The sequence below is a fragment of the Nocardia sp. A7 genome, assembly GCF_046549215.1.
Taxonomy (GTDB): Bacteria; Actinomycetota; Actinomycetes; order Mycobacteriales; family Mycobacteriaceae; genus Nocardia.
The window spans coordinates 1-19,005 of sequence record NZ_JAJPWE010000004.1; the positions used below are offsets into that span (position 1 = coordinate 1).

A 19,005-nucleotide genomic window follows, 5' to 3' on the forward strand; every position below is an offset into this window, starting at 1 on the left:
TGGCGGTTCTACGACACCCTCACCCAGGGCGAGATCGCGCAACGCCTCGGTGTCTCGCAGATGAGTGTGTCTCGCAAACTCACCCGACTGCTGGCTGATCTGCGTGCCCAGACCACCGACGACCAACCCGTGCTTGCGGCCTGAACTGCCACTTTCGCCTGCGTCGTCTCCCGCTTCGCGGCAGGTCTACCGTCAGCCGTTGCTCAGATTGCCGCCCGACCGAGCGGGCGGAGGCCATCCGTCTAGGTCCGGCCGTTCTCGACTCGAACCCCGCCGATTCACGACCGGAACCGGGTCGCGGCCGGAATACATGCCCGGCTCACGCCGGTGCCTGGTGGATGAGTCGATGGGGCGGAGACAGGATCGCTTTCGATTCTCCGGGCCAGCTGACAGCCTGCTCTGTCCCACCGACCTCACATCGAGCGTTTGCCCACACCAGCTGCCGACTAGGCGGCGACCAGGGTGGGCAGCCTGCTCGCGGGGAATGCGCCGTGCGATCGTGGTGATGGCCTCGGCACAACGCCAGCCCGTCCCTGCGATCGCCCGATTGATGAGGTCAGCGAAGCCTATGTGCGGCAAGTGATCCACGACTTCAACGAACGGGGGTTCGAAGCTTTCGACCCAAAACCGAGTGCGGCAGACCGCGCTGGTCGCGGTGCTTGCGACCCCGGCGGGCGCGACCCCGCCCGACCAAACGAGACTTCGCTGTCGACTCCAAGATCCGGCGACCGGATTACCTACCGAAGGTTGCTTCACGAGGCACTAGCGGGCGGCATGAGCGATTGCTTCCTGTGGTCGATCGGAGCTGCGTGCGTACGCCCGGGGCGTATGATCGCAATGATCTTGGATTCCATTGTTGCCTGCTGTGTTGAGTGCGTTGTTTCCCTCGCATAACCCGGACAGGAAGGCCAATGATGACCGTTTCGGCGAGTACACAGGATCGAGCGAATCTCTTCGACGAACTCGATGACGCGATCAGCGAAATCACCGCCGGCCGACCAGTGATCGTGGTCGACGACGAGCACCGCGAGAACGAAGGCGACCTGATCATGGCCGCCGAACTGGCCACGCCCGAAACACTCGGGTTCTTTATTCGCTACACCGGAGGAGTGGTGTGTGCGCCGATGTCGGTCGAGCGGGCCGAGCTACTCGGGTTGCCGCGCACCCCGATGGGCTCGTGGCGCGTCAGGGTCATACCGAAGCGGGAGTGGAGTTGATGCGGCTGGCGGGCTTGTCGCCGGTGGCGGCGATCAGCGAGGTCTGTCACGACGACGGGACGGTGATGCGGTTGCCCGCACTGCGTGCCTTCGCCGATTCCCATGAGCTGAAGCTGATTTCGATCGATCAGCTCATCGCTCGCAACGCTGCCCCCAAGACCACGGCTCCCGTTCTCTCATGAGCAAGGACGTCAGGCCGTCCTGTTCGATCTGGACGGGACTCTCGCCGCGACCATGGAGCCATGGGACCGCTGCTGGGCGGAGTACGCCGCCGGTCACGGCCATATCTGGACCGATGTCGACCGGCGCAGTACCCACGGCCACGGTGATTGGGCCAAGTATCTGGCCCAGGTGTGCGGTATCGATGCCGTCGATCGGGTTGTCGCCGATTGTGTGGAGGCGATGATCGGCCAGGTAGAAGCCGGTCACATCGCGTTGCTCCCGGGGGTGGACGCGCTGTTGGCGGCGGTCACGAGCCGGGCGGCTACCGGTGTGGTGTCGGCTTCTCCGCGCAGGTTCGTCGCGGCCACCCTCGATCATTTCGGGCTACGCCGATCCTTGCAGGTCGTGGTCGCCCGTGAAGACCAGGCGCATACCAAGCCCCACCCACAGCCCTGGCTGCACGCCGCCGCGCTACTCGCAGTCAACCCGAATGCTTGTGTGGCAGTCGAGGATTCGATAGCGGGAATTCAGTCAGCACATGCGGCGGGGATGCGAGTGCTGGCCATCCCGAGTTGGGCGCCCGCTGTGTCCCCGAGCGAAGCGAAGCTAGCCGAGTATCTGGCCCCTGACCATGGCCACGCCCAGCGGTGGCTGAGCAGCATCCTCACGGGATCGGCCCGCACGAGCACCCACTGACGTTCCGGCCGGCCGCATGGTTACCTTGTTCGCGGACCGGGAATTCGGCGGTGAAGAGTGAGTCTTCACCATGCAAGCCCGCGGTCTGATCGCCGATCTGCGCCCAGATGACCCGGTCGGCAGGGTTCAGATCACGGGTCCACCCTGATGGAATTGCATGGCATCGGACCATCAAACACGGCAAGGCTTTTGGCAGACACCGCAGGCATGCACCGATTCGGCACCCGAGATCGGTTCGCGTCCTGGTGCGGGGACAGCAGTGTAAGCGGCCGGGATCCGGCGCTGACGATTCGGACTGCGACTTCAGCGGGCGGGTGTGAGCGCCCGCACGGCATTAGGGGGCGAGTCCGACGACGGCCTCTAGGTCTTCGAGGCCGGCCAAGTGCGCGGTGAGTTCGCTGCGTTCGGCTTCGGTGAGGGGGACGGCGCGGGCGCGGGTGAGGGCATCGACCGCAGCGGTGGTGTCGTCGGCGCGGATGGCGAGTTCAGCGCGGTAGGCCAACGCCTCGACCAGTTCAGCGGCCGGTGCGCGACCCTGCTCCCGGGCCAGCATGGCGTCCAGAATCTTCGCCGCCTGCTGAATGTCGCCCTTGGAGTCGCCGAGCACGACGGCGTTCTCCAGCGCCCTGGCCAGCTTGCCGACCGCGGACGCACCGGTGCCGCCGGTACCCGGGGACGCGAAGATCCGGATCCAGTTCCCGCCGGGGTCGATGACCGTGAACCCGGAGTAGTTGTCGGCGTTCTTGCGTTTGCGCGGGCGGGTCATCCGCGGGATCCCGGAGACCAGGAGTTTGCCGTGGACCGCGCGCATGCCCGCGGCGAATGCCTCGAAGAGCTGCTGGGTGTCGGGCACGAGGACCACACAACTGCCGTAGGAGTCCTCGGGTCTGAAGTCGGGCATGCCGAAGAACTGCAGCTGGAGGTCTTCTCGCTGTAGGCCCACGCACGGGTTCGGGCGGACCTGGTAGTAGGTCTGGGTGAAGCCGAGCATGGTGTAGAACTCGACGATCTCGTCGATGGACCCGCAGGGTAGCAGCGGGACGGTTATCTCGTGGGCCATGACATTTCTCCGTCTCGAAGGGAAGGTTTCGTTGATGCTCGCGGCTGCTACTCGGCTGGCTGTGTGGGGCGGCGGGTGGGGGAGCCGGGCTCGTCGGCCATGCTGAATGCGCCCTCTTCCTGGAGGTGGATCAGTCGCCGGGTCCACTGGGCGTCGGTGTCGGCGGTCGTCGGCCACAGCGAGATGACCTCGCCCACCGGGCCCCAGGAGTCCAGTTCCGTGTCCTCGATCAGGCCCTGTCCGGACATGCTCTCGAGCGCGTGATACACCGAACCCGATGTGGCGGTGGACCACTCGTGTGCACCCCAAGACTCCAGATCGACGTCGATCTGATACCCGTGTGCCCGACCGCGCCTGCGCAGCGCTCCCATGACCAGAAGTCGTACCGGCTTCATCTAACCCAATCCGCCTAGTAGACAAATTTGACTACTGTTGGAAGCGTACTCCCGCGCCGGGCATATCAGCCAACTTTGGTTACACCGAGTTGATGGGACGGTTGGTCTGCGGTGGCGTGCCTAAAGGCCGCAGGCACGACTGCTTCCGCCGTCGATGTGTTGCCGCGTCGGCCTGCGCACAGTGAGCTCACTCATCGGCAGATCAATGCGTTCGCGAACCCGCGGGACGCGGCAGAAGAGGGCGTTTGTCGCGTGCCCTGGCCCGTGTCGGCTGCCGGTAAGCGGCCGAGACCTCGCATCCGTCGGATACTCGCGAATGCGAGGGAGCTGTGATCTCGGTCGGAGCGCGCGCGGCGAGGCAGTTCCTCTCGGCTTGCGTCAGTTGCGGAGTTGTCGGAAGAAGGCGCGGACGTCGTCGACGAACACCTCGGGGACTTCGAAGGCGGGGAAATGCCCGCCTTCGGTGTGTTCCCGGAAGAAGGCGACGCTGTCGCCGACGCCGAGGGCCTTGCGGACGAGGGGGTCGCTGTAGAACAGGGACTGGCCCTGCGGCACCGGCGACGGGCCTCCCCAGCCGGTGTTCTCGGCATGGGCGATTTCCCAGTAGAAGTCGGCTGCCGCGGGTCCGGTTCGGGTGAACCAGTACAGGCTTGCCGTGATCAGGATGTTGTCGCGGCTGATCGGTGTGGCCGGGTTCGGCACCTGTGGAGCAAATCTGTGCGCGAGGGGGGACTTGATCACAGATCCCGGACAGATTTGACGAAGAACAGTGCTGGAGTGGTATCTAATCTAGATCGCTGTGGGGTAACTGTCAACACTTGTGCTTGCAGATTGTCGTGGAAGCATCTGTAGTGGAGCATGTTTCAGTGGGTTGAATCGATTGCTGGGAGTAAGATATCGGTGCGCGGACGGTTGCCTGGGAGTCTGCGGAACCTACGTTCCCGATCTCGAATGCGTTGCAGGGGTTGGAAGGTGCGAAGCGACTCGGTCCGATCCCGGCAACGCAACACGCGATCAATACAGCCACATGTTCAACTCGTTGCCTGGCCCGACAACGGGATAGCACAATCTATGGGGTCGGTCGGTGACAGTTACGACAACGCGGTCATCGAATCATTCTGGGGCAGAATGTAAACCGAACTTCTCAACCGTCAACGCTGGAAAACCGGGATCGAGCTGGCGAACGCGACCTTCGAATACCTCGAGATCTTCCACAACCGACGCCGACGCCACTCCGCACTCGGCATGCGGACCCCGATCGGGTACGAGATGATGCAGACATCTATCCAACCCGTGGCCTGAAGTCTGGTATCTCGACTCCACGAAACCGGGGGAACATCACCGGATTCCTCCGCGGCTTCGTGTTTGACGGCGAATGAGGCTTGTTCCCGGGCATTGCTCAAGCCGCTGGGCCGAGTCCACCTTTCGCTGCTGCGGTCGATCGATCCACGAAATGAGCTGACGCGCGGTGGAAGTGACGTCAGTTCGCTGGTCAAAGCGCGAGATGCAATTCAGCTGCACTGCCCACCGCATGCGCTCTACGGTATTGACTTTTGACTTTTGGCTATCGTGAGCGTGTTCTGACGGCCGCGCGTGCTTGGGCCTGAAGGCGTGTGCGGATCTCCTGGTGGATGGTGGCTGAAGTGGCGATAGCAGTCTCCACCGACACAACCAGCCCATAACGCAGCCTGCTGCCCTTCGCCAGTTTTTGAGCGTCGTCCATGCAATCGACATGGATAGGAAGACGACCATCGTCGTCGAACCGCAGGGAGCGCGAGTTCTCGATCACTTCGTGCTGACAAGTACCACGCCGAACAGAGTTGTAATCTGCTTCCATGCCTCGTGATGCACCTGCTGCTCGATCATCGAGCCGGTCGAAGTAGACTTTGGCTCCGCGATATCTGGTTAGCTGCCCAGCGGTAGGGGCCATATATGCCAGTGTGATTGTGAACCGATGCCAGGCAGCCTTCGCACGCAAGGATGACGGCAGCGGAACCCAATGAGTATGCCGCTGGTCTCGTTCGATCAGGCCACCAGCAATTAGCACTGCTCGGTTCGCCGCAGCGAGCCCCAACCGATCCACTGAGAGCGCGCCGTAGCCCAGCAACGCAGTTAGGTCCCGTCGGACAGTACTGGGATCCAGGCCCAGCATCTGCTCAAACTTCGGACGGAGCTCACCCCATTCACAGGCATGGACGAGCAGGGCTTTCGCCAGGACCGGATAAAACTGCGGGTCGGGGAACGATGTATCGGAGGGGCTGTCGGCTCCGGCTTCCAGGATGTCGAAAATCCGGCTGGCCTCGCGCGTGACCAGCGCGGTTGCGTTGCTGGTGCCGTGTGTGAAGGTGGTTGCGTTGGTGGCACTGAGGCGTCCCGGCGCGGCGACACGATTGCCGGGTCCTGATGTGCTGGTGTTGGCGAGGTCGAGTTCCACGAAGGAATCGCCTTTCGCCAGTACAGGTTTGACGTAAAGCGCGCGGCCACCGACATGGTGGAGCTCGGGCTTCACGGACCTCCCCAACCCCGGTCCGACCGCCCCGTAGAGTGCGGGCATCCCCGGATCCACGAGATCCCACACTGTGTCGGAATCGGCGATGTCACCAGCTGCATCGGCATGCAATGCACCGACGGTCAGAGCGTTGAGGGAATCTCCGGGCGGAAGCACCCGTCGAGAACGAGCATTGCTGCGGGCGGCTTTGATTGCCTCGATGCGGGCTGTACCTATGTCTGCTGCCGATGCCGCTGGAATAGAGATCTGACTGTTCGGGTGATTCCCAGCGCTGACGACGAAGAGAACATTGTACTCAATCGAGAGCCAGTCAAGCAGCTTGCCCAGTGGGCTGATGCGACGAACCAGCGCACGCGATTCGATACCTATCGACAAGTTGATGATTCGGATGCTGCGCGCGACTCCGTCGTGCTCACCGTCGCCGTCGAAGATTCGTCGAATGGCTCGGTGTATCAAGTCGATCCACAGCATGCCCTCAACGGGTTGCTCGTGGTCGGGACGCCACGGATGAGGCTGCAAAATCGGGCGAATGTACAGAGGCCGATCGAGAGGGGGCTGGGGAGCGGACAGGTCACCGTGAACGATCAGCGACGCCATGGACGTACCGTGGCGACGTGAGCTGACCGCGTAGTCGTCGGAAAGGCCGTCGGGGTCATCAACGACCAGCCGTCCGACGAGAGCACCGTGATTGACAACCGGCAACCCGTCCAGCAGAGCGATGCGCGGCTTGGTCTCAACGTGCTCAGATTTCGGGAGTCCTGCGGTTTGTACAGGTTCCGAGGAAGGAGTGAAGACGGACATCGGCGTGTAAGGGCTGACGAACATGATGTCGTCGGCGGCAAGAAGTTCGATCGATTCGACGCCCTCTCGGAGGACGGACTCGACCTGTTGAACGGGCAGTTGTACCAAAATGCCGTGGTACATAATCTGGCTGATTTGGGAGTGATCCTTCACCTGTCCGCCGGCGGCATCGACCAGACGTTTCACATGGGCGTGCGCTGCAGCTCGATCTTCCGGCGTCCGGCGAAACCACAGTTCAATCTCGACGGTGACAGGGCTCGGAGATTGCCCGGCTACTTGCAGCCGCTCGGTCCACTGCTCAAGCAATCCGGTGTCACGTATGCGGTCGGTTGCGTCCCACTTGCGAAGGTCTCTGAGTTGCTCGAACGCAGCTTTGAACTTTGCAAGTCCCCAGTCGAACGGTGCGCCGGGGTCAGCCTCCCATCGATCGAACAGCTGCACGAGTTGGTTGGCGGCTTGTGCATTGGTCATGACCAGATAGAGGGAGTGCATGACGGGCTTGTCGGCTGGGTTGAGCTGCCCATCGAGCATGTGGAAGTCTTCGTCGGCCTCGGACTCCTCATCGAGGAGTTCGGTGAGGAACTCGAAGCCCTCGATTCGGTCGATTGCGTTGCGGAACTGTTCGAGGGTGCCCGCGAGGTCGAATACTAGGACAAGCTCAGGGTCGATTTCATCGACTTGCCCCTTTGTCAACACTGCGCGCTGGTTGGCAAAGGCACCTGCAAGAGCCTGGAACTTCGGAGAGAGTCTGTTGACTTGACGAGCGTGAGTCGGTTTGCGGAGAGCTGGTGGTCGGGCTGGCGACTTCTTCGGCCGGTTACCCGTGTCAGGTGGGCTGAGCGCGAGAAGCGGATGAGGCTCCCCCGTCACTCCGTTGCCTGTTTGCGCCAGTGCTCGAGCCTTTCTTGAACGATTCGACGGAGGTCGACATCGGGGAGTTCCAGGACCGCTCGGCGACGAACGTCGAGTGCGAACTCCTCGAGTTCGGCGTAACTCGAACCAGCCATTCTGTCAGCGAGTGTACGAGGCGTGTAACCGAGGTCACCGCCGAACCTTGCGGCAAGCGTTTCAAGGTACTTCGTTGCCTGTGCGCGGCTTGGGGGGCGTAGTTCAGCTCGAATTTGGAATCGCCGCCACGCTGCCCGGTCGAGCAGCTCGCCATGGTTCGTCGCGCCGATCAGGATGACGTGCGCGGGAAGCCGGTCGACTTGGAGGAGCAGTGTGGACACGACACGTTTGATCTCGCCTGTTTCGTGCTCGTCTGATCGCTCCTTGGCGATGGTGTCGAGTTCGTCGAAGAAGAGCACGCAACGGCGGGTCCTCACGAACTCGAAGGCTTGGTCGAGTCTGGCTGCAGTCTCGCCGAGAAAGCTGGACATCACCCCCTCGTACCGGATGACGTAGAAGGGCAGCATCAGCTCTGCAGCGATCGCCTCGGCCACGCTGGTCTTGCCGTTGCCTGGCGGCCCGGATAGCAGTAGCCGGTTTCTGGGCTCGATTCCGAAGCTGCGTAACAGCTCCGATCGCTTCTGCTCTTCGATCAGCTCGGTCAGGACGCGGGAGATGACAGGTTCGAGTTCGAGCTCATCCATGCGACGTTGTGGAACGACTTCCGCGACAAGATCACGCACAGCCGTCGCGTGTTCGTCACGGGCCATCCCCTGACCCGTGGTGGTGATGATTTCAGATAGACGATCCGCTACTAGGTGATGCTGTTTCGCACGTTCTTCGGCGATTACCGCCTCAACAAGCATCCGGAACCTGTCGCGATCCCCCCGCCGTTCGGCCTCGACGAGGTCGAGCAGCAGGTCAGAACGTGCCATCCCCCGCCTCCTTCATTACATAGGCGTCCATGCCCAGTCTACCCATCAGAGGGCAAAGCCTACCGGTGGAAGATTGCGATCTTTGCTGAACCGCAGGCGAAGGTTGGCAGATCTCATGTGATACCCGTCGGCTCGCGTCGCCCCCGTGCGGGCTCGGCTCACGTCGGTCGGTGGGCCGCATCGGCGATGGCCGGTCGCGTGGATATCAGCTACACCGGATGACCACCTTTCCGAACGCGTCGCCGGTCCGGGCACGCTCCAGCGCTTGCAGGCCATTGTCCAAGTCCCATATCGAATCGATCGCGGGAACGATCTCGTGGGTCGCCACATAGTCGGCGAGCCTGCGGAGGTCGTCGGGACTGCCCATCGCACTGCCGAGGACCGACAACGAGCGCAGAAATATGGCGCTGATGTCGAGTTCGGTGATCGCGCCGCTGCTGGCTCCGGCCAGGACGAGGCGCCCACCTGCCCGGAGCGCGTGCAGCGACGATGTCAGGGTCGCCGCGCCTACCGTGTCCATCGCCACGTCGACGAGTTCGGGTAGTAGCGCATCGGGTGCGAAGGCGTTGTCCGCACCGAGTTCGGTGACGGCGCGTTGTCTTCGTCCCGCGTCGCGGGAGGTGACCCACACGCGGATTCCGGCGGTGGTGGCCAGTTGGACCAGCGCGGTCGCGACACCGCCGCCCGCCCCCTGGACGAGAACGTTTCTCCGGGCAGCACTCGGACCGGCGTCAGCGATGTCATCTCGTATGACCTTCTGGCGCCGACCCGACTGCGCTGAGCGGGGGAGCGATGAGCCCGGCAATGTGCTGGAGTGGTATCTAATCTAGATCGCGGCAAGGTAGCTGTCAACACTTGTGCTCACAGAACATGCTGGAAGTATCTGTAGCAGAGCATGTTTCAGTTTGTTGATCTGGTTGCTAGGAGTGAGATGTCGGCGCGCGGACGGTTGCCTGGGAGTCTGCGGAACCTACGTTCCCGGTCTCGAATGCGTTGCAGGAGTTAGAAGATTCGCTGCAAGTCGCGAAGCGACGCTGTCCCGCAGGTGATTCAGTGAACGTCGCCGCTAGTCTTCGCCGAGGCTACCGCCTATAGAAGCGGTCGAGGAAATACTCTTGCCCGGCGCTCGCCCGGGCCAGGTCCGTTGAAGTTTCCACCCCCGTTCTTGGGAGAGCGTCGGTTCCCCAGCAGCGGCTGCGATGCCGTACAACGTCGCAGCCGCTGGGTGTTGCGGCGATTTGGATGGTTCGTTGACTGGAATCTGATCCGTTGTCCTGGCGGGCTACTGCCAGATGTCAGGGGCGTAGCTGTTGTGGGTCAGTAGCAGCGGGTGTGGTTCCTGGGTCAAAGCTGACAGGGCGGTGGCGATTTCGAACAGGTCGGCTTTGACGTAGGTCGCGGTAGTGCCGTGTCGGCGGGTGTGGTGGCCGGCGTAGGCGCGTGCTGTGGCGTAGCCGAAGGTTCGTTCGACCCAGGTGAGGGTGGTGTGGCGTAGCCAGTGGGTGGTGATGTGCTGGGTGGCGACCCAGGGCAGGTGGGTGCCCAGGCGTGTCCAGAGGTGGTCGTAGCGGCGGGTGGTGATCGGTGTCCCGCGCCGATACCGCAGCAACTGGCCCCCGGGTGGGCTGCCACGGTGTTCGGCATGGTCGGCGAGATGCCACATCAGCGTGGGCGAGACCGGTTGCCACCGATCCCCGCCGCCCTTCTCTCGGAGCAGCACGAGGCAGAGTTCGGTGTCGAGGTCGTCGGGGCGCAACCGGAGGGCACCTTCGCGGCGGCAGGCGGTTTCGATGTGGAGTCGCAGGATGAGGCTGTCGAGTTCGCGGTCGTTTCCGGTGACGGCGGCAACCTGGCAGATCTCGGTCAGGTGAGCAGAGGGATCGCGCGCCGGTGTGAGGGTTGTCGGGTGGGGATCGTCAACTGGCGGGCGGGGTTTCGGTGGGGCTGGATCCAGTTGTTGTTCTCGGCGTAGCGGTAGAGACAACGGACGGCGTTGACGAAATGTTCGCGTGCGCCGGTCCCGTCGCGGCTGCTGCGGTTGATTCTGCTGCTTGCTTGAACGTCGCGGGCTTGCCGGTCGAGGTCGGCGACGGTCACCTCGTCGAGTCGTTGGTTGGGCCGGGTGTTTTCGAGCCTGTCGAGGTGGACGTGGTAGGTGCGCAGGGTGCCCGGGGTGAGGGTGAGTCGTAGTTGCGGGATGGTGTGGGCGAAGGTGGGGCATTCCGGGATCGTTGCTATCAGGTCGGAGGGTGTTATTCCGATCTGGGACGGCCACCACTCCGAACGACCGCGAACCGGATTCGGGGGTGATCGGCCGCCACGGGAATACCCGCACCAACGAGTACGTTCCATTCCATGGAATGGATATTCGACCACCGAAGGAGCCAGCCATGACGACGATCGAGCAGACCGAGATCCACACGTTGTTCGACAACTACCAACGGGCACTGAACACCAGCGATGCGACACTCGCGGCGTCGCTCTACACCGCCGACGGCGTGTTCATGCCCACCCAGCTACCGACCGCCCGCGGCGCCGACATGCACGCCGCCTACGAGCAGGTTTTCGCAGCGATCCATCTCGACGTCGAATTCACGATCGACGAACTCGTCGTCGCCAGCCCCGACATCGCCTACGTGCTGACCCGCAGCAACGGCACCCAAACCGTCCTCGCCACCGGCACCGAGACTACCGAGGCCAACCGGGAAGTGTTCGTCTTGCACCGCGTCGACGGCGTATGGAAGATCGCCCGCTACATGTTCAACAAAGCCGCATGATCGCGACCGCTGAATCCCTGACATGAAATACATACCGGCACAAAGCGTGGTCCGGTCGAGTACGGACCGGCCCGCCGAGCTCTTCGACCGTCTCGTGCGCGTGCAGATCCTGCTGTGGAACGCCGTCGATGCCCGTCTGCGCAACGACCACGACTTGCCGTTGACCTGGCTGGAACCGATGCGCGTCGTCGCACGACTCGATCATCCACGCGTCCACGACATCGCCGACGCATTACTCATCACCGAAGGCGGCGCCAGCAAACTCGTCGACCGCATCCAAGCCGCCGGATACCTACACCGGCAACAACACCCCCACGATCGGCGCTCGTCGCAGATCGTGCTCACCCCCGCCGGCGAACAGATCCTGACCGCTGCCGAAACGACCCTCGACGCCGAAGTCGCCGACCGGATCGGCGCGGTCCTCACCGACGACGTCCTCGCACGATTCGACGCCACTCTCGAACTGCTCCACGTAGCCAACCTGAACACCGATAGGAGACCTGCATAGATGACCGAGTTTCCTGACACAATGCGCGCCGTTGTCCTCGACGCGCCCGGCCCGCCCGAGGCGCTGCACCTGCGTCACCTACCCGTCCCGAACCCCGAACCCGGACGCGTCCTCATCCGGGTGAAAGCGTTCGGGCTCAACCGATCCGAGCTCCATACCCGTCTCGGACTGGCTGAAGGAGTTACCTTCCCCCGCGTGCTGGGCATCGAAGCTGTCGGTATCGTCGCCGCCTGTCCCGGCGGCGAATTCCCGGTCGGTCAGCAGGTCGCCGCGATGGTGGGCAACATGGGCCGCACCTACGACGGCGGGTATGCCGAGTACACCAGCGTCCCTGTCGCCCAAGTGATCGCGTTCACCAGCAGCCTCGACTGGGCTACGCTCGGCGCCGTCCCGGAGATGCTGCAAACCTCCTACGGGTCCCTCACCGTCGGCCTCGACGCACAACCGGGGCAATCGATCCTGATCCGCGGCGGTACCTCCTCGGTCGGCATGGCCACCGCGATCCTCGCGAAACAACGCGGCATGACGGTGCTCTCCACCACCCGCAACCCTGCCAAAACCGATGCTCTGAAGCAGATCGGGGTCGACCACGTCCTCATCGACACCGGCGACATCGCCGCCGACGTTCGCGCCATCGTCGACGGCGGGGTCGACGCCGCACTCGAACTCATCGGCACACCCACCCTGCCGGACACATTGCGCGCCACCCGAATCCACGGCGTCGTCTGCTTTACCGGCATGCTCTCCAACCAATGGACCGTCGAGAACTTCTACCCCATCGACTACCTACCCCGCGGTGTGCGCCTCGCCGCGTACGGTGGCGACGCCGGCGACCTCCCGACCGACGTCCTACAACAATTCCTCGACGCCGTCGCCTCCGGTGACGCGATCGTGCCCATCCACGGCGTTTACACTCTCGACCAAATTCAGGAAGCGCACGCCTACATGGAATCCGGCAAAGCAACCGGCAAGCTCGTCGTCACCACCTGACAACGCCGGCGCCGACTGGCCAGATGCTGGTGGCGATCGACAGCAGTTGGTAGGGCGTCATCCGAAATCCTCTCGCTGTACCCCTTTGGGTTTCCCGGTGGTGCCGGAGGTGTAGATCAGACCCAACGAATCGGCCACAGCGCCTTCGAGGTAGCCGACCGGTTCGTGGTGGGCCGCGATCCATTCCTCCATCATCGGATGCCGCAGGGTGGGTGCTGCCAGGGCGGGGTCGCGCCCGGCCTCGGTGAGCGTTTCGACCGGCATCCGAAGGGTGTACCGCGGACCGGGAAGTTCTGCTCCACCTCGCCGATGACCCGTGGCTCGGTGCCGACCTCTGCTTCGACCACGCCCGACAAGCTGCCATCCAAACACCACTGGTCTGGGCGTGCCAGTGCCCGTTCGGGCCAGGGCCTTGTTCTGAGTCGGCAACCGCCGGTGATGGGAGACCAACTCGATTGGGTCCCGGCTTTCGCGCTCGACCCCCTGCCCCGCGTCGGCTCGCCGAGATCACCGACATCGTCGAATACCTTCTCGGCGTGGTGTGGCCCGAATACCCTGCCGAACGCCGAAGATTGGCAGACCGAGCAAACAGCTCGCACAACGATCAGCAACTACCGCTCGTCGGCCGAGCGGCAGGGCCGGTCACCACGAATCCAGGAAGACGACCGAGCGGACGGGCTGGGCAGTCCGCACGACTCCCGCAGTGCGGCGCCCCGATCCGCGAAAGGCAGCGATGACTCCCACCACGATGCGCGCCGTTGTCCTGGACGCCCCCGGCCCGCCCGAAGCGCTGCGGCTACGCACCGTGCCGGTACCGCGGCCGCGTCCGGGCCGAATACTGATCCGGGTCAAGGCGTTCGGGCTCAACCGCTCCGAACTGCACACCCGCCTGGGACTGGCCGAAGGGGTCGTCTTCCCGCGGGTGCTCGGTATCGAGGCAGTCGGCGTCGTCGCCGACTGCCCAGGTGGTGAATACCAGCCCGGACAACAGGTCGCGGCGATGATGGGCGGAATGGGCAGGGTCTTCGACGGCGGCTACGCCGACTACACCTGCGTCCCGGTCGCACAAGTGATCCCGTTCACCAGCGACCTGGACTGGACCACCCTCGGCGCGGTGCCGGAAATGCTGCAAACCGCACACGGATCACTGACCATCGGGCTCGATGCCCAACCCGGGCAGTCGATCCTGATCCGCGGCGGCACCTCCTCGGTCGGCCTGGCCACCGCCGTGCTGGCCAAGCAGCGCGGCATGACCGTCTTGTCGACCACCCGCAGCCACGACAAGACCCAGGCGCTGACCGACCTCGGTGTCGATCACATCCTCATCGACGACGGTCGAGTCGCCGACACGGTCCGTGGTCTGCTCGGCGACGGTACCGACACCGCCCTCGAACTCGTCGGCACCCCTACCCTGCCCGACACCCTTCGTGCCACGAAGGTGCACGGAGTGGTCTGCTTCACCGGCATGTTGTCCAACCAGTGGATCGTCGAGAAGTTCTACCCCATCGACTACATCCCGCGCGGGGTCCGGCTCACCGCCTACGGCGGCGATGCCGCCGACCTGCCCGCCACGGTTCTGCAAAGCTTCCTCGACACGGTCGCGGCCGGCACCGCCACCGTCCCACTCGACCGCACCTTCAGCCTCGACCAGATCCAGCAAGCACATGCCTACATGGAATCCGGGCACGCCGTCGGCAAACTCGTCGTCACCACCTGACCGACGCCAGCGGGGCCCCGACAGCGGTGTGGACGCGTAACGCCCGGATCGCTGGGATCCGGGCGCTACTCAGTCGGTCAGCCCAAGTCCTTGACGGCTTGCTCGATGAGGTCGGCGACCGCGACCGGTTGGGAGGCCAGCGAGGCATGGCTGGCGGGCAGCTCGATAATGCTGCGTGGGCTCATGCGTTCGGCCATCCGACGTTCGTTGTCGGGGTTGATCATGCGATCTTCGCTCGAGACCTGGTACCACGTCGGTTTGTTCTTCCAGGCAGGTGCGGTCACCGCGTCGCCGAAGGTCGAAGCGAGGGGAGCTTTCTGGGTTACGGCCATGACGAGTTGCTCGTGGGCAGGCAGGTCCTGACAGAAGCTCTCACCGAATTTGTTCGGTTTGATCCACAGGTAGCCGTCGGAGTCGGGAGCGAGATTGTCGATTGCCGCAGGCGGCAGCTCCTGGCTGATCTGTCCGGGGCTTTCTCCCGCATCGGGAGCGAAGGCGGCGATGTAGACCAAGCCGACGACATTGGGCAGGTTCCCGGCCTCGGTGATTACCGCGCCGCCGTAGGAATGACCGACCAGCAACACCGGTCCATCGATCTGCTCGACCATCTGGCGCGTCCGTGCCGCGTCGGCGGCCAGCGAGGTGAGTGGGTTCTCCACTGCGTGCAGATCAGGAAAGCCTCGCCTGTCCAGCTCGACGATCACCTTGGCCCAGTGCGCTGCGCCGCCCCAAAACCCATGAACCAGAACGATACTCGGCGATGCTGTCATGCCAGATCCTCTCGTCGGGTGAAGGTGCCCGAGACACCTGATCGGCTCGGGCGACTACCGCTAACACTAGCCATTATCGGCAAAAAGAAAGCCTTTCGAACGCCACGGAAGCGAACGCCGGGACCGATCGGCCGAATTCGGCCTGATCGAACGCTATGGCTGCTCAATCCTCGTCAGCGTGCGCCGGTGACCGGTTTCGAGTCGCGGATCGTTACCGAGATCGAAGCTGTTCCATCGGCTTCGATGAGCACGCGGTGGTCCGGTCCCACTGCGCTGGCGCGTCCACCGGCGACGATTATCTCCGGTCCGTTCGGGTAGTGCAGCGGGCTGACGAAGATCTCGGTCGGGGCTCCCCGTGAGGCGGGGTCGTAGGTGTAGTGGAATTCGCCGGTCGTCGCGTCGAAGGACAGGGTGCGCGGAATCCCAGCTGTGGCTTGGGGATAGGTGCGGACCAAGGTGCGGAGCTTATCGGTCTTGGTCGAGGAGAGGTCGTCGTCTGAGGTGAATAGGCCCTGGGCGGTGTCGGCGGTGGTGGGATCGTTCCAGTGCTTGTAGGCCCAATGCATCCAGCCGGTCAGGTTCTTGTCGGCCGCGGCAGCGTCGATGGCCAGCGCGCGCACATTGTCGGTGGCCCCGAATTCGCTCATCAGGCCGACCGCGCCCATGCGATCGGCCTGTTGGCGGGCGCGTTGATGGGATTGGTCGCTGTAGGCGGTACAGGCCTCGGTATCGGTGCCGGGCAGGCCCTGAGATTCCAGGAACACCTGGGGGCAGTAGTTGTGCCAGGAGTAACCGATCTGCGGGTCGGCGACCTGCTCGAAGAAGGTCGGGACATCGCGTCCACCGGCGAGCTGCTGGGGTTCGTACCAGACGAGGCCGTCCGGGTCGACCTCTCTGATCGCCGCGCGAGCGCGCTCCATCGCCGGTTGCAGTTCGGTGCGGTAGTGCTGCGCGCATCCGGTCAGCGCGCAATCGGCGAATTCCGTTCCGGCCCAAGGCTCGTTCAGCAGGTCATACCCCATGGAGTATGGCTGATCCCGCCAGCGCTGGGCCACGGCCCGCCACGCGTCGGCCCAGTCGTCGAGGAGTCCGTCGCGGTTGGCCCAGAAGTCGTCCCACAGCACGGATTGCTCGGGCATCCAATAGCCCCAGGGGAATCGGGCCGACGCTACGGGGTATGGGCCGAAGCCGGCCGGTCGTCGCACCGCCCACTGCGGTACGCCTTCGCCACCGTAGGTCTCGTGCCACTGGTCCTGATGGAAGTCGAACTGCGTCCAGATGCGGTTCGCGGCCAATTGCCCGACGATGCGATCCCAACCATCGAGGTAGGCGTCGTCGACCACGCCCGGTGCGGTGGGAGTGACTCCCGCCCACAGTGTTCCGATCCGCGCGCCGTTGAATCCGTACTCAGCGAGCCAGGCTGCATCGGCGGCGGTGAAACCCTCGGCGGTATCCGGCGGTACGTACGGTGCGCGCTTCCAGACCAGGTTGACCCCGTGCACGATGACGACCCGACCGTATTGATCGACCAGCCACTGCCCGTCCCGGCGGAGTTGCGGCACCTCGGCACTGGGAGCCGCCGTGGCGGTTCGCGCTTCGATCAGCACCAACAGCACGACCGATAACGCCAGCCCGAGGCGACGCCAGGTGCTGGTTCTTCCACGACACATCCGCGCAACTCCTCGTCGATCCAAGCCTTGACATACATCAATGCATTCAAATACGTTGACGTCGCTGACAGCTTGGAGAACGCCGAACCCAATGTCAACACCCGGATGGATGCGGATTCACCGGATCACGAGTTCGCCGTCATCGGAAACTGGATGCTCGATAGCTCGGGTAGGCAGGCGGATCGGGTGGGTTCGAAACAGCAGGGGAGGACGCCGATCGAACCCGTCGACCTCGTCTTCATCGACCGAGATTCCAGTACGCCGGAGTCCGGCATCGGTTCCTGGCCCTTATCTGCGAGTTGTGTGAGTTCGAGTAATAGGTATGAGGATGCGCATGTTCACAAAGATGTGGCGAGCCAAATCGGTGGTCATGGTTACCGCCGGGATAGCGCTCGCGACGATGCTGCCCAGCAGTGGAGCGTCGGCTGACCTACGGTCGGACCTCCTGCCCGGGGTTCAGGAATTCTTAGATATCGGGCGGAGTTCGGTGCCGCGCGCGAACTGTGGGCCGGGTTCGCTCCCGGAGACCGGGTTGCAAGGTGACGTCCCGGCAGGGGACCGCGAAACCGGGCGCAGCACACAGGGATACCGCTGCAATATGTCGCTCATCGGTGGTTACGCGGGCCGCGGTGGCGGCCTCGCCTCGGCAACGTTCGAGCACTGCTCCTACACCGGATCGTTCTTCCCCGGCAACCTGCTCGGCGATGATCGCGGGGTCCAGGTGCTCGATGTCTCGGACCCGGCGAACCCGGTGCCTACCGTGACGCTCACCGAACCCGCGATGCTGGGTGGCACGTGGGAAAGCCTGAAGGTCAATACCGCACGCAAACTGTTGGCCGCCACCGCCGTCCCATTCGAGACCGGCGCGGGGTACTTCTCCATCTACGACATCTCCGATTGCGCGCACCCCCGTCTACTCAATCCTGGGCCGGGCACGAATCTGCTCATGCCACTGCCGATCACGACCCACGAGGGCGGCTTCTCCCCGGACGGGAACACCTACTGGGCCTCGGGCAACGTGCCGGGGTTCGTCAGCGCCATCGACGTCTCGGACCCCGCCGGCCCGCGTGTGGTTTGGCAGGGCATGGTCGGACTCACCTCGCACGGCTTCGGTATCAGCCCCGATGGCAATCGGATGTACATGTCGACCCTGGCCGGATTCACGGTGCTGGACATCAGTGCGGTGCAGCGCCGCGACCCCAATCCGCAAGTGCCCCATCTGGGTCGGGTCTTCTGGTCCGACGGGCAAGGCACCCAGCACAGCATTCCGGTGACCTACGACGGCAAGCCCTACCTGTTCACGGCGGACGAAGCCGGCTCCGGCGGCGTCAAGCTCGTCGACATCTCCGACGAGACATCTCCGAAAGTGACGGAGACGGTCAAGCTCGAGATCAACTTGCCGCAAAATCAGGACACGGCACTGGGTTCAGCGATGGGCGGTTCGATCTTCGCCTACGACGCGCACTACTGCGCGGCGGATCGGCCGGCCGACCCGACCGCGCTCGCCTGCGGGTGGATCTCCTCCGGCATCCGGGTGTTCGATGTGCGTGACCCGCAACGGATTCGCGAGATCGCGTACTACAACCCGCCCGCACAGACCGATCGGAACCTGCAGCTGACCAACTCGCCGCACGCGCTGGTCTCGCTTATCGGTGTCCCGGCTTACGCCGTAGTCCCCACGGTGCGGTCGGTCCTGGAAGGACAGTTCGATCCCGCCGACGCGCTGACCCCCCGAACATCGAACGTGGCCTTCGGTGATCTGTCCTCGGATTGGTGCCTCTCCGCGCCGGAATGGCACGGGAGCCAGCTATGGACGACATGCGCGGACAACGGGTTCATGGCACTGCAACTGGACAACCAGATCTACACGCCCCCGGCCGATCAGGCCTCGACCATCGGGCAGTCATAGG

General features: G+C 63.9%; 22 protein-coding genes and 1 pseudogene. 12 read left to right on the forward strand and 11 right to left on the reverse strand.

Going from position 1 to position 19,005, the window contains the following annotated elements; translation table 11 throughout:
• The 5 genes from ACLJPD_RS21885 to ACLJPD_RS21905 form a co-directional block, all read left to right on the forward strand.
• On the forward strand, positions 1-144 hold a 144-nt coding region (locus ACLJPD_RS21885), incomplete at its 5' end, for a sigma factor-like helix-turn-helix DNA-binding protein (RefSeq protein ID WP_410875412.1).
• A gap of 767 nt (positions 145-911) precedes the next feature.
• Positions 912-1,217: a 3,4-dihydroxy-2-butanone-4-phosphate synthase gene (locus tag ACLJPD_RS21890; protein WP_410874551.1), complete on the forward strand. Its 306-nt coding sequence runs from the start codon at positions 912-914 to the stop codon at positions 1,215-1,217.
• Complete coding sequence (locus tag ACLJPD_RS21895; protein WP_410874552.1) at positions 1,115-1,399, forward strand: 3,4-dihydroxy-2-butanone-4-phosphate synthase; 285 nt, start codon at positions 1,115-1,117, stop codon at positions 1,397-1,399. Before ACLJPD_RS21890 ends, ACLJPD_RS21895 begins: the two co-directional genes overlap by 103 nt.
• A gap of 19 nt (positions 1,400-1,418) precedes the next feature.
• A complete protein-coding gene (locus ACLJPD_RS21900; protein WP_410875413.1) occupies positions 1,419-2,075 on the forward strand; it encodes an HAD family hydrolase in 657 nt (218 codons plus the stop codon).
• 147 nt (positions 2,076-2,222) lie between these two features.
• On the forward strand, positions 2,223-2,468 hold the full coding sequence (locus ACLJPD_RS21905) for a transposase (RefSeq protein WP_410874553.1): 246 nt from the start codon (positions 2,223-2,225) through the stop codon (positions 2,466-2,468).
• Here ACLJPD_RS21905 and ACLJPD_RS21910 read toward each other — a convergent pair.
• The 3 genes from ACLJPD_RS21910 to ACLJPD_RS21920 form a co-directional block, all read right to left on the reverse strand.
• Positions 2,410-3,135 carry a VOC family protein gene (locus ACLJPD_RS21910; protein WP_410874554.1) on the reverse strand — a complete coding sequence of 242 codons (726 nt, stop codon included), beginning with the start codon at positions 3,133-3,135 and terminating at the stop codon, positions 2,410-2,412. The genes ACLJPD_RS21905 and ACLJPD_RS21910 overlap by 59 nt on opposite strands.
• A gap of 47 nt (positions 3,136-3,182) precedes the next feature.
• Positions 3,183-3,530 (reverse strand): hypothetical protein, encoded by a 348-nt coding sequence (locus tag ACLJPD_RS21915; RefSeq protein ID WP_410874555.1) that lies wholly within the window; start codon positions 3,528-3,530, stop codon positions 3,183-3,185.
• A 378-nt stretch (positions 3,531-3,908) separates the two neighbouring features.
• On the reverse strand, positions 3,909-4,232 hold the full coding sequence (locus ACLJPD_RS21920; RefSeq protein ID WP_410874556.1) for an epoxide hydrolase: 324 nt from the start codon (positions 4,230-4,232) through the stop codon (positions 3,909-3,911).
• Positions 4,233-4,676: 444 nt separating this feature from the next.
• Between ACLJPD_RS21920 and ACLJPD_RS21925 the strand changes: the two are divergent.
• Positions 4,677-4,832, forward strand: a pseudogene (locus ACLJPD_RS21925) (IS3 family transposase); the annotation flags it as partial.
• Between the two features lie 262 nt (positions 4,833-5,094).
• Here ACLJPD_RS21925 and ACLJPD_RS21930 read toward each other — a convergent pair.
• The 5 genes from ACLJPD_RS21930 to ACLJPD_RS21950 form a co-directional block, all read right to left on the reverse strand.
• Entirely contained in the window at positions 5,095-7,536 is a 2,442-nt protein-coding gene (locus tag ACLJPD_RS21930; RefSeq protein ID WP_410874557.1) for a S8 family peptidase, read from the reverse strand.
• A 170-nt stretch (positions 7,537-7,706) separates the two neighbouring features.
• Positions 7,707-8,663 (reverse strand): AAA family ATPase, encoded by a 957-nt coding sequence (locus ACLJPD_RS21935; RefSeq protein ID WP_410874558.1) that lies wholly within the window; start codon positions 8,661-8,663, stop codon positions 7,707-7,709.
• 205 nt (positions 8,664-8,868) lie between these two features.
• Entirely contained in the window at positions 8,869-9,468 is a 600-nt protein-coding gene (locus tag ACLJPD_RS21940; protein WP_410874559.1) for a zinc-binding dehydrogenase, read from the reverse strand.
• Positions 9,469-9,945: 477 nt separating this feature from the next.
• A complete protein-coding gene (locus tag ACLJPD_RS21945) occupies positions 9,946-10,617 on the reverse strand; it encodes a tyrosine-type recombinase/integrase (RefSeq protein WP_410875415.1) in 672 nt (223 codons plus the stop codon).
• Positions 10,527-11,015: a hypothetical protein gene (locus ACLJPD_RS21950; RefSeq protein ID WP_410874560.1), complete on the reverse strand. Its 489-nt coding sequence runs from the start codon at positions 11,013-11,015 to the stop codon at positions 10,527-10,529. Before ACLJPD_RS21950 ends, ACLJPD_RS21945 begins: the two co-directional genes overlap by 91 nt.
• Before the next feature lie 38 nt (positions 11,016-11,053).
• Here ACLJPD_RS21950 and ACLJPD_RS21955 point away from each other — a divergent pair, with 38 nt between their 5' ends.
• From ACLJPD_RS21955 to ACLJPD_RS21965, 3 genes are read left to right on the forward strand one after another with little or no spacing between them, the layout of a single operon-like run.
• Positions 11,054-11,440, forward strand: a complete 387-nt coding sequence (locus ACLJPD_RS21955; protein ID WP_410874561.1) for a YybH family protein — start codon at positions 11,054-11,056, stop codon at positions 11,438-11,440.
• Between the two features lie 22 nt (positions 11,441-11,462).
• Entirely contained in the window at positions 11,463-11,948 is a 486-nt protein-coding gene (locus tag ACLJPD_RS21960; RefSeq protein WP_410874562.1) for a MarR family winged helix-turn-helix transcriptional regulator, read from the forward strand.
• Positions 11,949-12,938 carry a zinc-binding alcohol dehydrogenase family protein gene (locus ACLJPD_RS21965; protein ID WP_410874563.1) on the forward strand — a complete coding sequence of 330 codons (990 nt, stop codon included), beginning with the start codon at positions 11,949-11,951 and terminating at the stop codon, positions 12,936-12,938.
• A 57-nt stretch (positions 12,939-12,995) separates the two neighbouring features.
• Here the strand turns inward: ACLJPD_RS21965 and ACLJPD_RS21970 are convergent, their stop codons facing one another.
• Positions 12,996-13,202 carry a hypothetical protein gene (locus ACLJPD_RS21970; protein ID WP_410874564.1) on the reverse strand — a complete coding sequence of 69 codons (207 nt, stop codon included), beginning with the start codon at positions 13,200-13,202 and terminating at the stop codon, positions 12,996-12,998.
• Positions 13,203-13,671: 469 nt separating this feature from the next.
• On the opposite strand from ACLJPD_RS21970, the gene ACLJPD_RS21975 reads away from it, so the two are divergent.
• Positions 13,672-14,655 (forward strand): zinc-binding alcohol dehydrogenase family protein, encoded by a 984-nt coding sequence (locus tag ACLJPD_RS21975; RefSeq protein WP_410874565.1) that lies wholly within the window; start codon positions 13,672-13,674, stop codon positions 14,653-14,655.
• Positions 14,656-14,732: 77 nt separating this feature from the next.
• On the opposite strand, the gene ACLJPD_RS21980 is transcribed toward ACLJPD_RS21975, so the two are convergent.
• Together ACLJPD_RS21980 and ACLJPD_RS21985 are read right to left on the reverse strand one after the other, a co-directional pair.
• Positions 14,733-15,425, reverse strand: a complete 693-nt coding sequence (locus ACLJPD_RS21980; protein WP_410874566.1) for an alpha/beta hydrolase — start codon at positions 15,423-15,425, stop codon at positions 14,733-14,735.
• A gap of 173 nt (positions 15,426-15,598) precedes the next feature.
• Positions 15,599-17,095, reverse strand: coding sequence for a cellulase family glycosylhydrolase (locus ACLJPD_RS21985; RefSeq protein WP_410874567.1), 1,497 nt, complete (start codon positions 17,093-17,095; stop codon positions 15,599-15,601).
• Positions 17,096-17,122: 27 nt separating this feature from the next.
• Between ACLJPD_RS21985 and ACLJPD_RS21990 the strand changes: the two genes are divergently transcribed.
• Positions 17,123-17,524, forward strand: coding sequence for a hypothetical protein (locus tag ACLJPD_RS21990; RefSeq protein ID WP_410875444.1), 402 nt, complete (start codon positions 17,123-17,125; stop codon positions 17,522-17,524).
• Entirely contained in the window at positions 17,424-19,004 is a 1,581-nt protein-coding gene (locus ACLJPD_RS21995; RefSeq protein WP_410874568.1) for an LVIVD repeat-containing protein, read from the forward strand. The genes ACLJPD_RS21990 and ACLJPD_RS21995 overlap by 101 nt, the downstream gene beginning before the upstream one ends.
• The last annotated feature ends 1 nt before the right edge of the window (position 19,005 follow it).

What these genes read in the sequence shown, in the direction of transcription:
- ACLJPD_RS21960 (WP_410874562.1), top strand. Translation starts at nt 11,463, where the DNA reads ATGAAATACATACCGGCACAAAGCGTGGTCCGGTCGAGTACGGACCGG.
- ACLJPD_RS21915 (WP_410874555.1), bottom strand. Translation starts at nt 3,530, where the DNA reads ATGAAGCCGGTACGACTTCTGGTCATGGGAGCGCTGCGCAGGCGCGGT.
- ACLJPD_RS21980 (WP_410874566.1), bottom strand. Translation starts at nt 15,425, where the DNA reads ATGACAGCATCGCCGAGTATCGTTCTGGTTCATGGGTTTTGGGGCGGC.
- ACLJPD_RS21935 (WP_410874558.1), bottom strand. Translation starts at nt 8,663, where the DNA reads ATGGCACGTTCTGACCTGCTGCTCGACCTCGTCGAGGCCGAACGGCGG.
- ACLJPD_RS21955 (WP_410874561.1), top strand. Translation starts at nt 11,054, where the DNA reads ATGACGACGATCGAGCAGACCGAGATCCACACGTTGTTCGACAACTAC.
- ACLJPD_RS21985 (WP_410874567.1), bottom strand. Translation starts at nt 17,095, where the DNA reads ATGTGTCGTGGAAGAACCAGCACCTGGCGTCGCCTCGGGCTGGCGTTA.
- ACLJPD_RS21950 (WP_410874560.1), bottom strand. Translation starts at nt 11,015, where the DNA reads ATGGAACGTACTCGTTGGTGCGGGTATTCCCGTGGCGGCCGATCACCC.
- ACLJPD_RS21965 (WP_410874563.1), top strand. Translation starts at nt 11,949, where the DNA reads ATGACCGAGTTTCCTGACACAATGCGCGCCGTTGTCCTCGACGCGCCC.
- ACLJPD_RS21905 (WP_410874553.1), top strand. Translation starts at nt 2,223, where the DNA reads ATGGAATTGCATGGCATCGGACCATCAAACACGGCAAGGCTTTTGGCA.
- ACLJPD_RS21970 (WP_410874564.1), bottom strand. Translation starts at nt 13,202, where the DNA reads ATGCCGGTCGAAACGCTCACCGAGGCCGGGCGCGACCCCGCCCTGGCA.
- ACLJPD_RS21890 (WP_410874551.1), top strand. Translation starts at nt 912, where the DNA reads ATGATGACCGTTTCGGCGAGTACACAGGATCGAGCGAATCTCTTCGAC.
- ACLJPD_RS21975 (WP_410874565.1), top strand. Translation starts at nt 13,672, where the DNA reads ATGACTCCCACCACGATGCGCGCCGTTGTCCTGGACGCCCCCGGCCCG.
- ACLJPD_RS21910 (WP_410874554.1), bottom strand. Translation starts at nt 3,135, where the DNA reads ATGGCCCACGAGATAACCGTCCCGCTGCTACCCTGCGGGTCCATCGAC.
- ACLJPD_RS21995 (WP_410874568.1), top strand. Translation starts at nt 17,424, where the DNA reads ATGCGCATGTTCACAAAGATGTGGCGAGCCAAATCGGTGGTCATGGTT.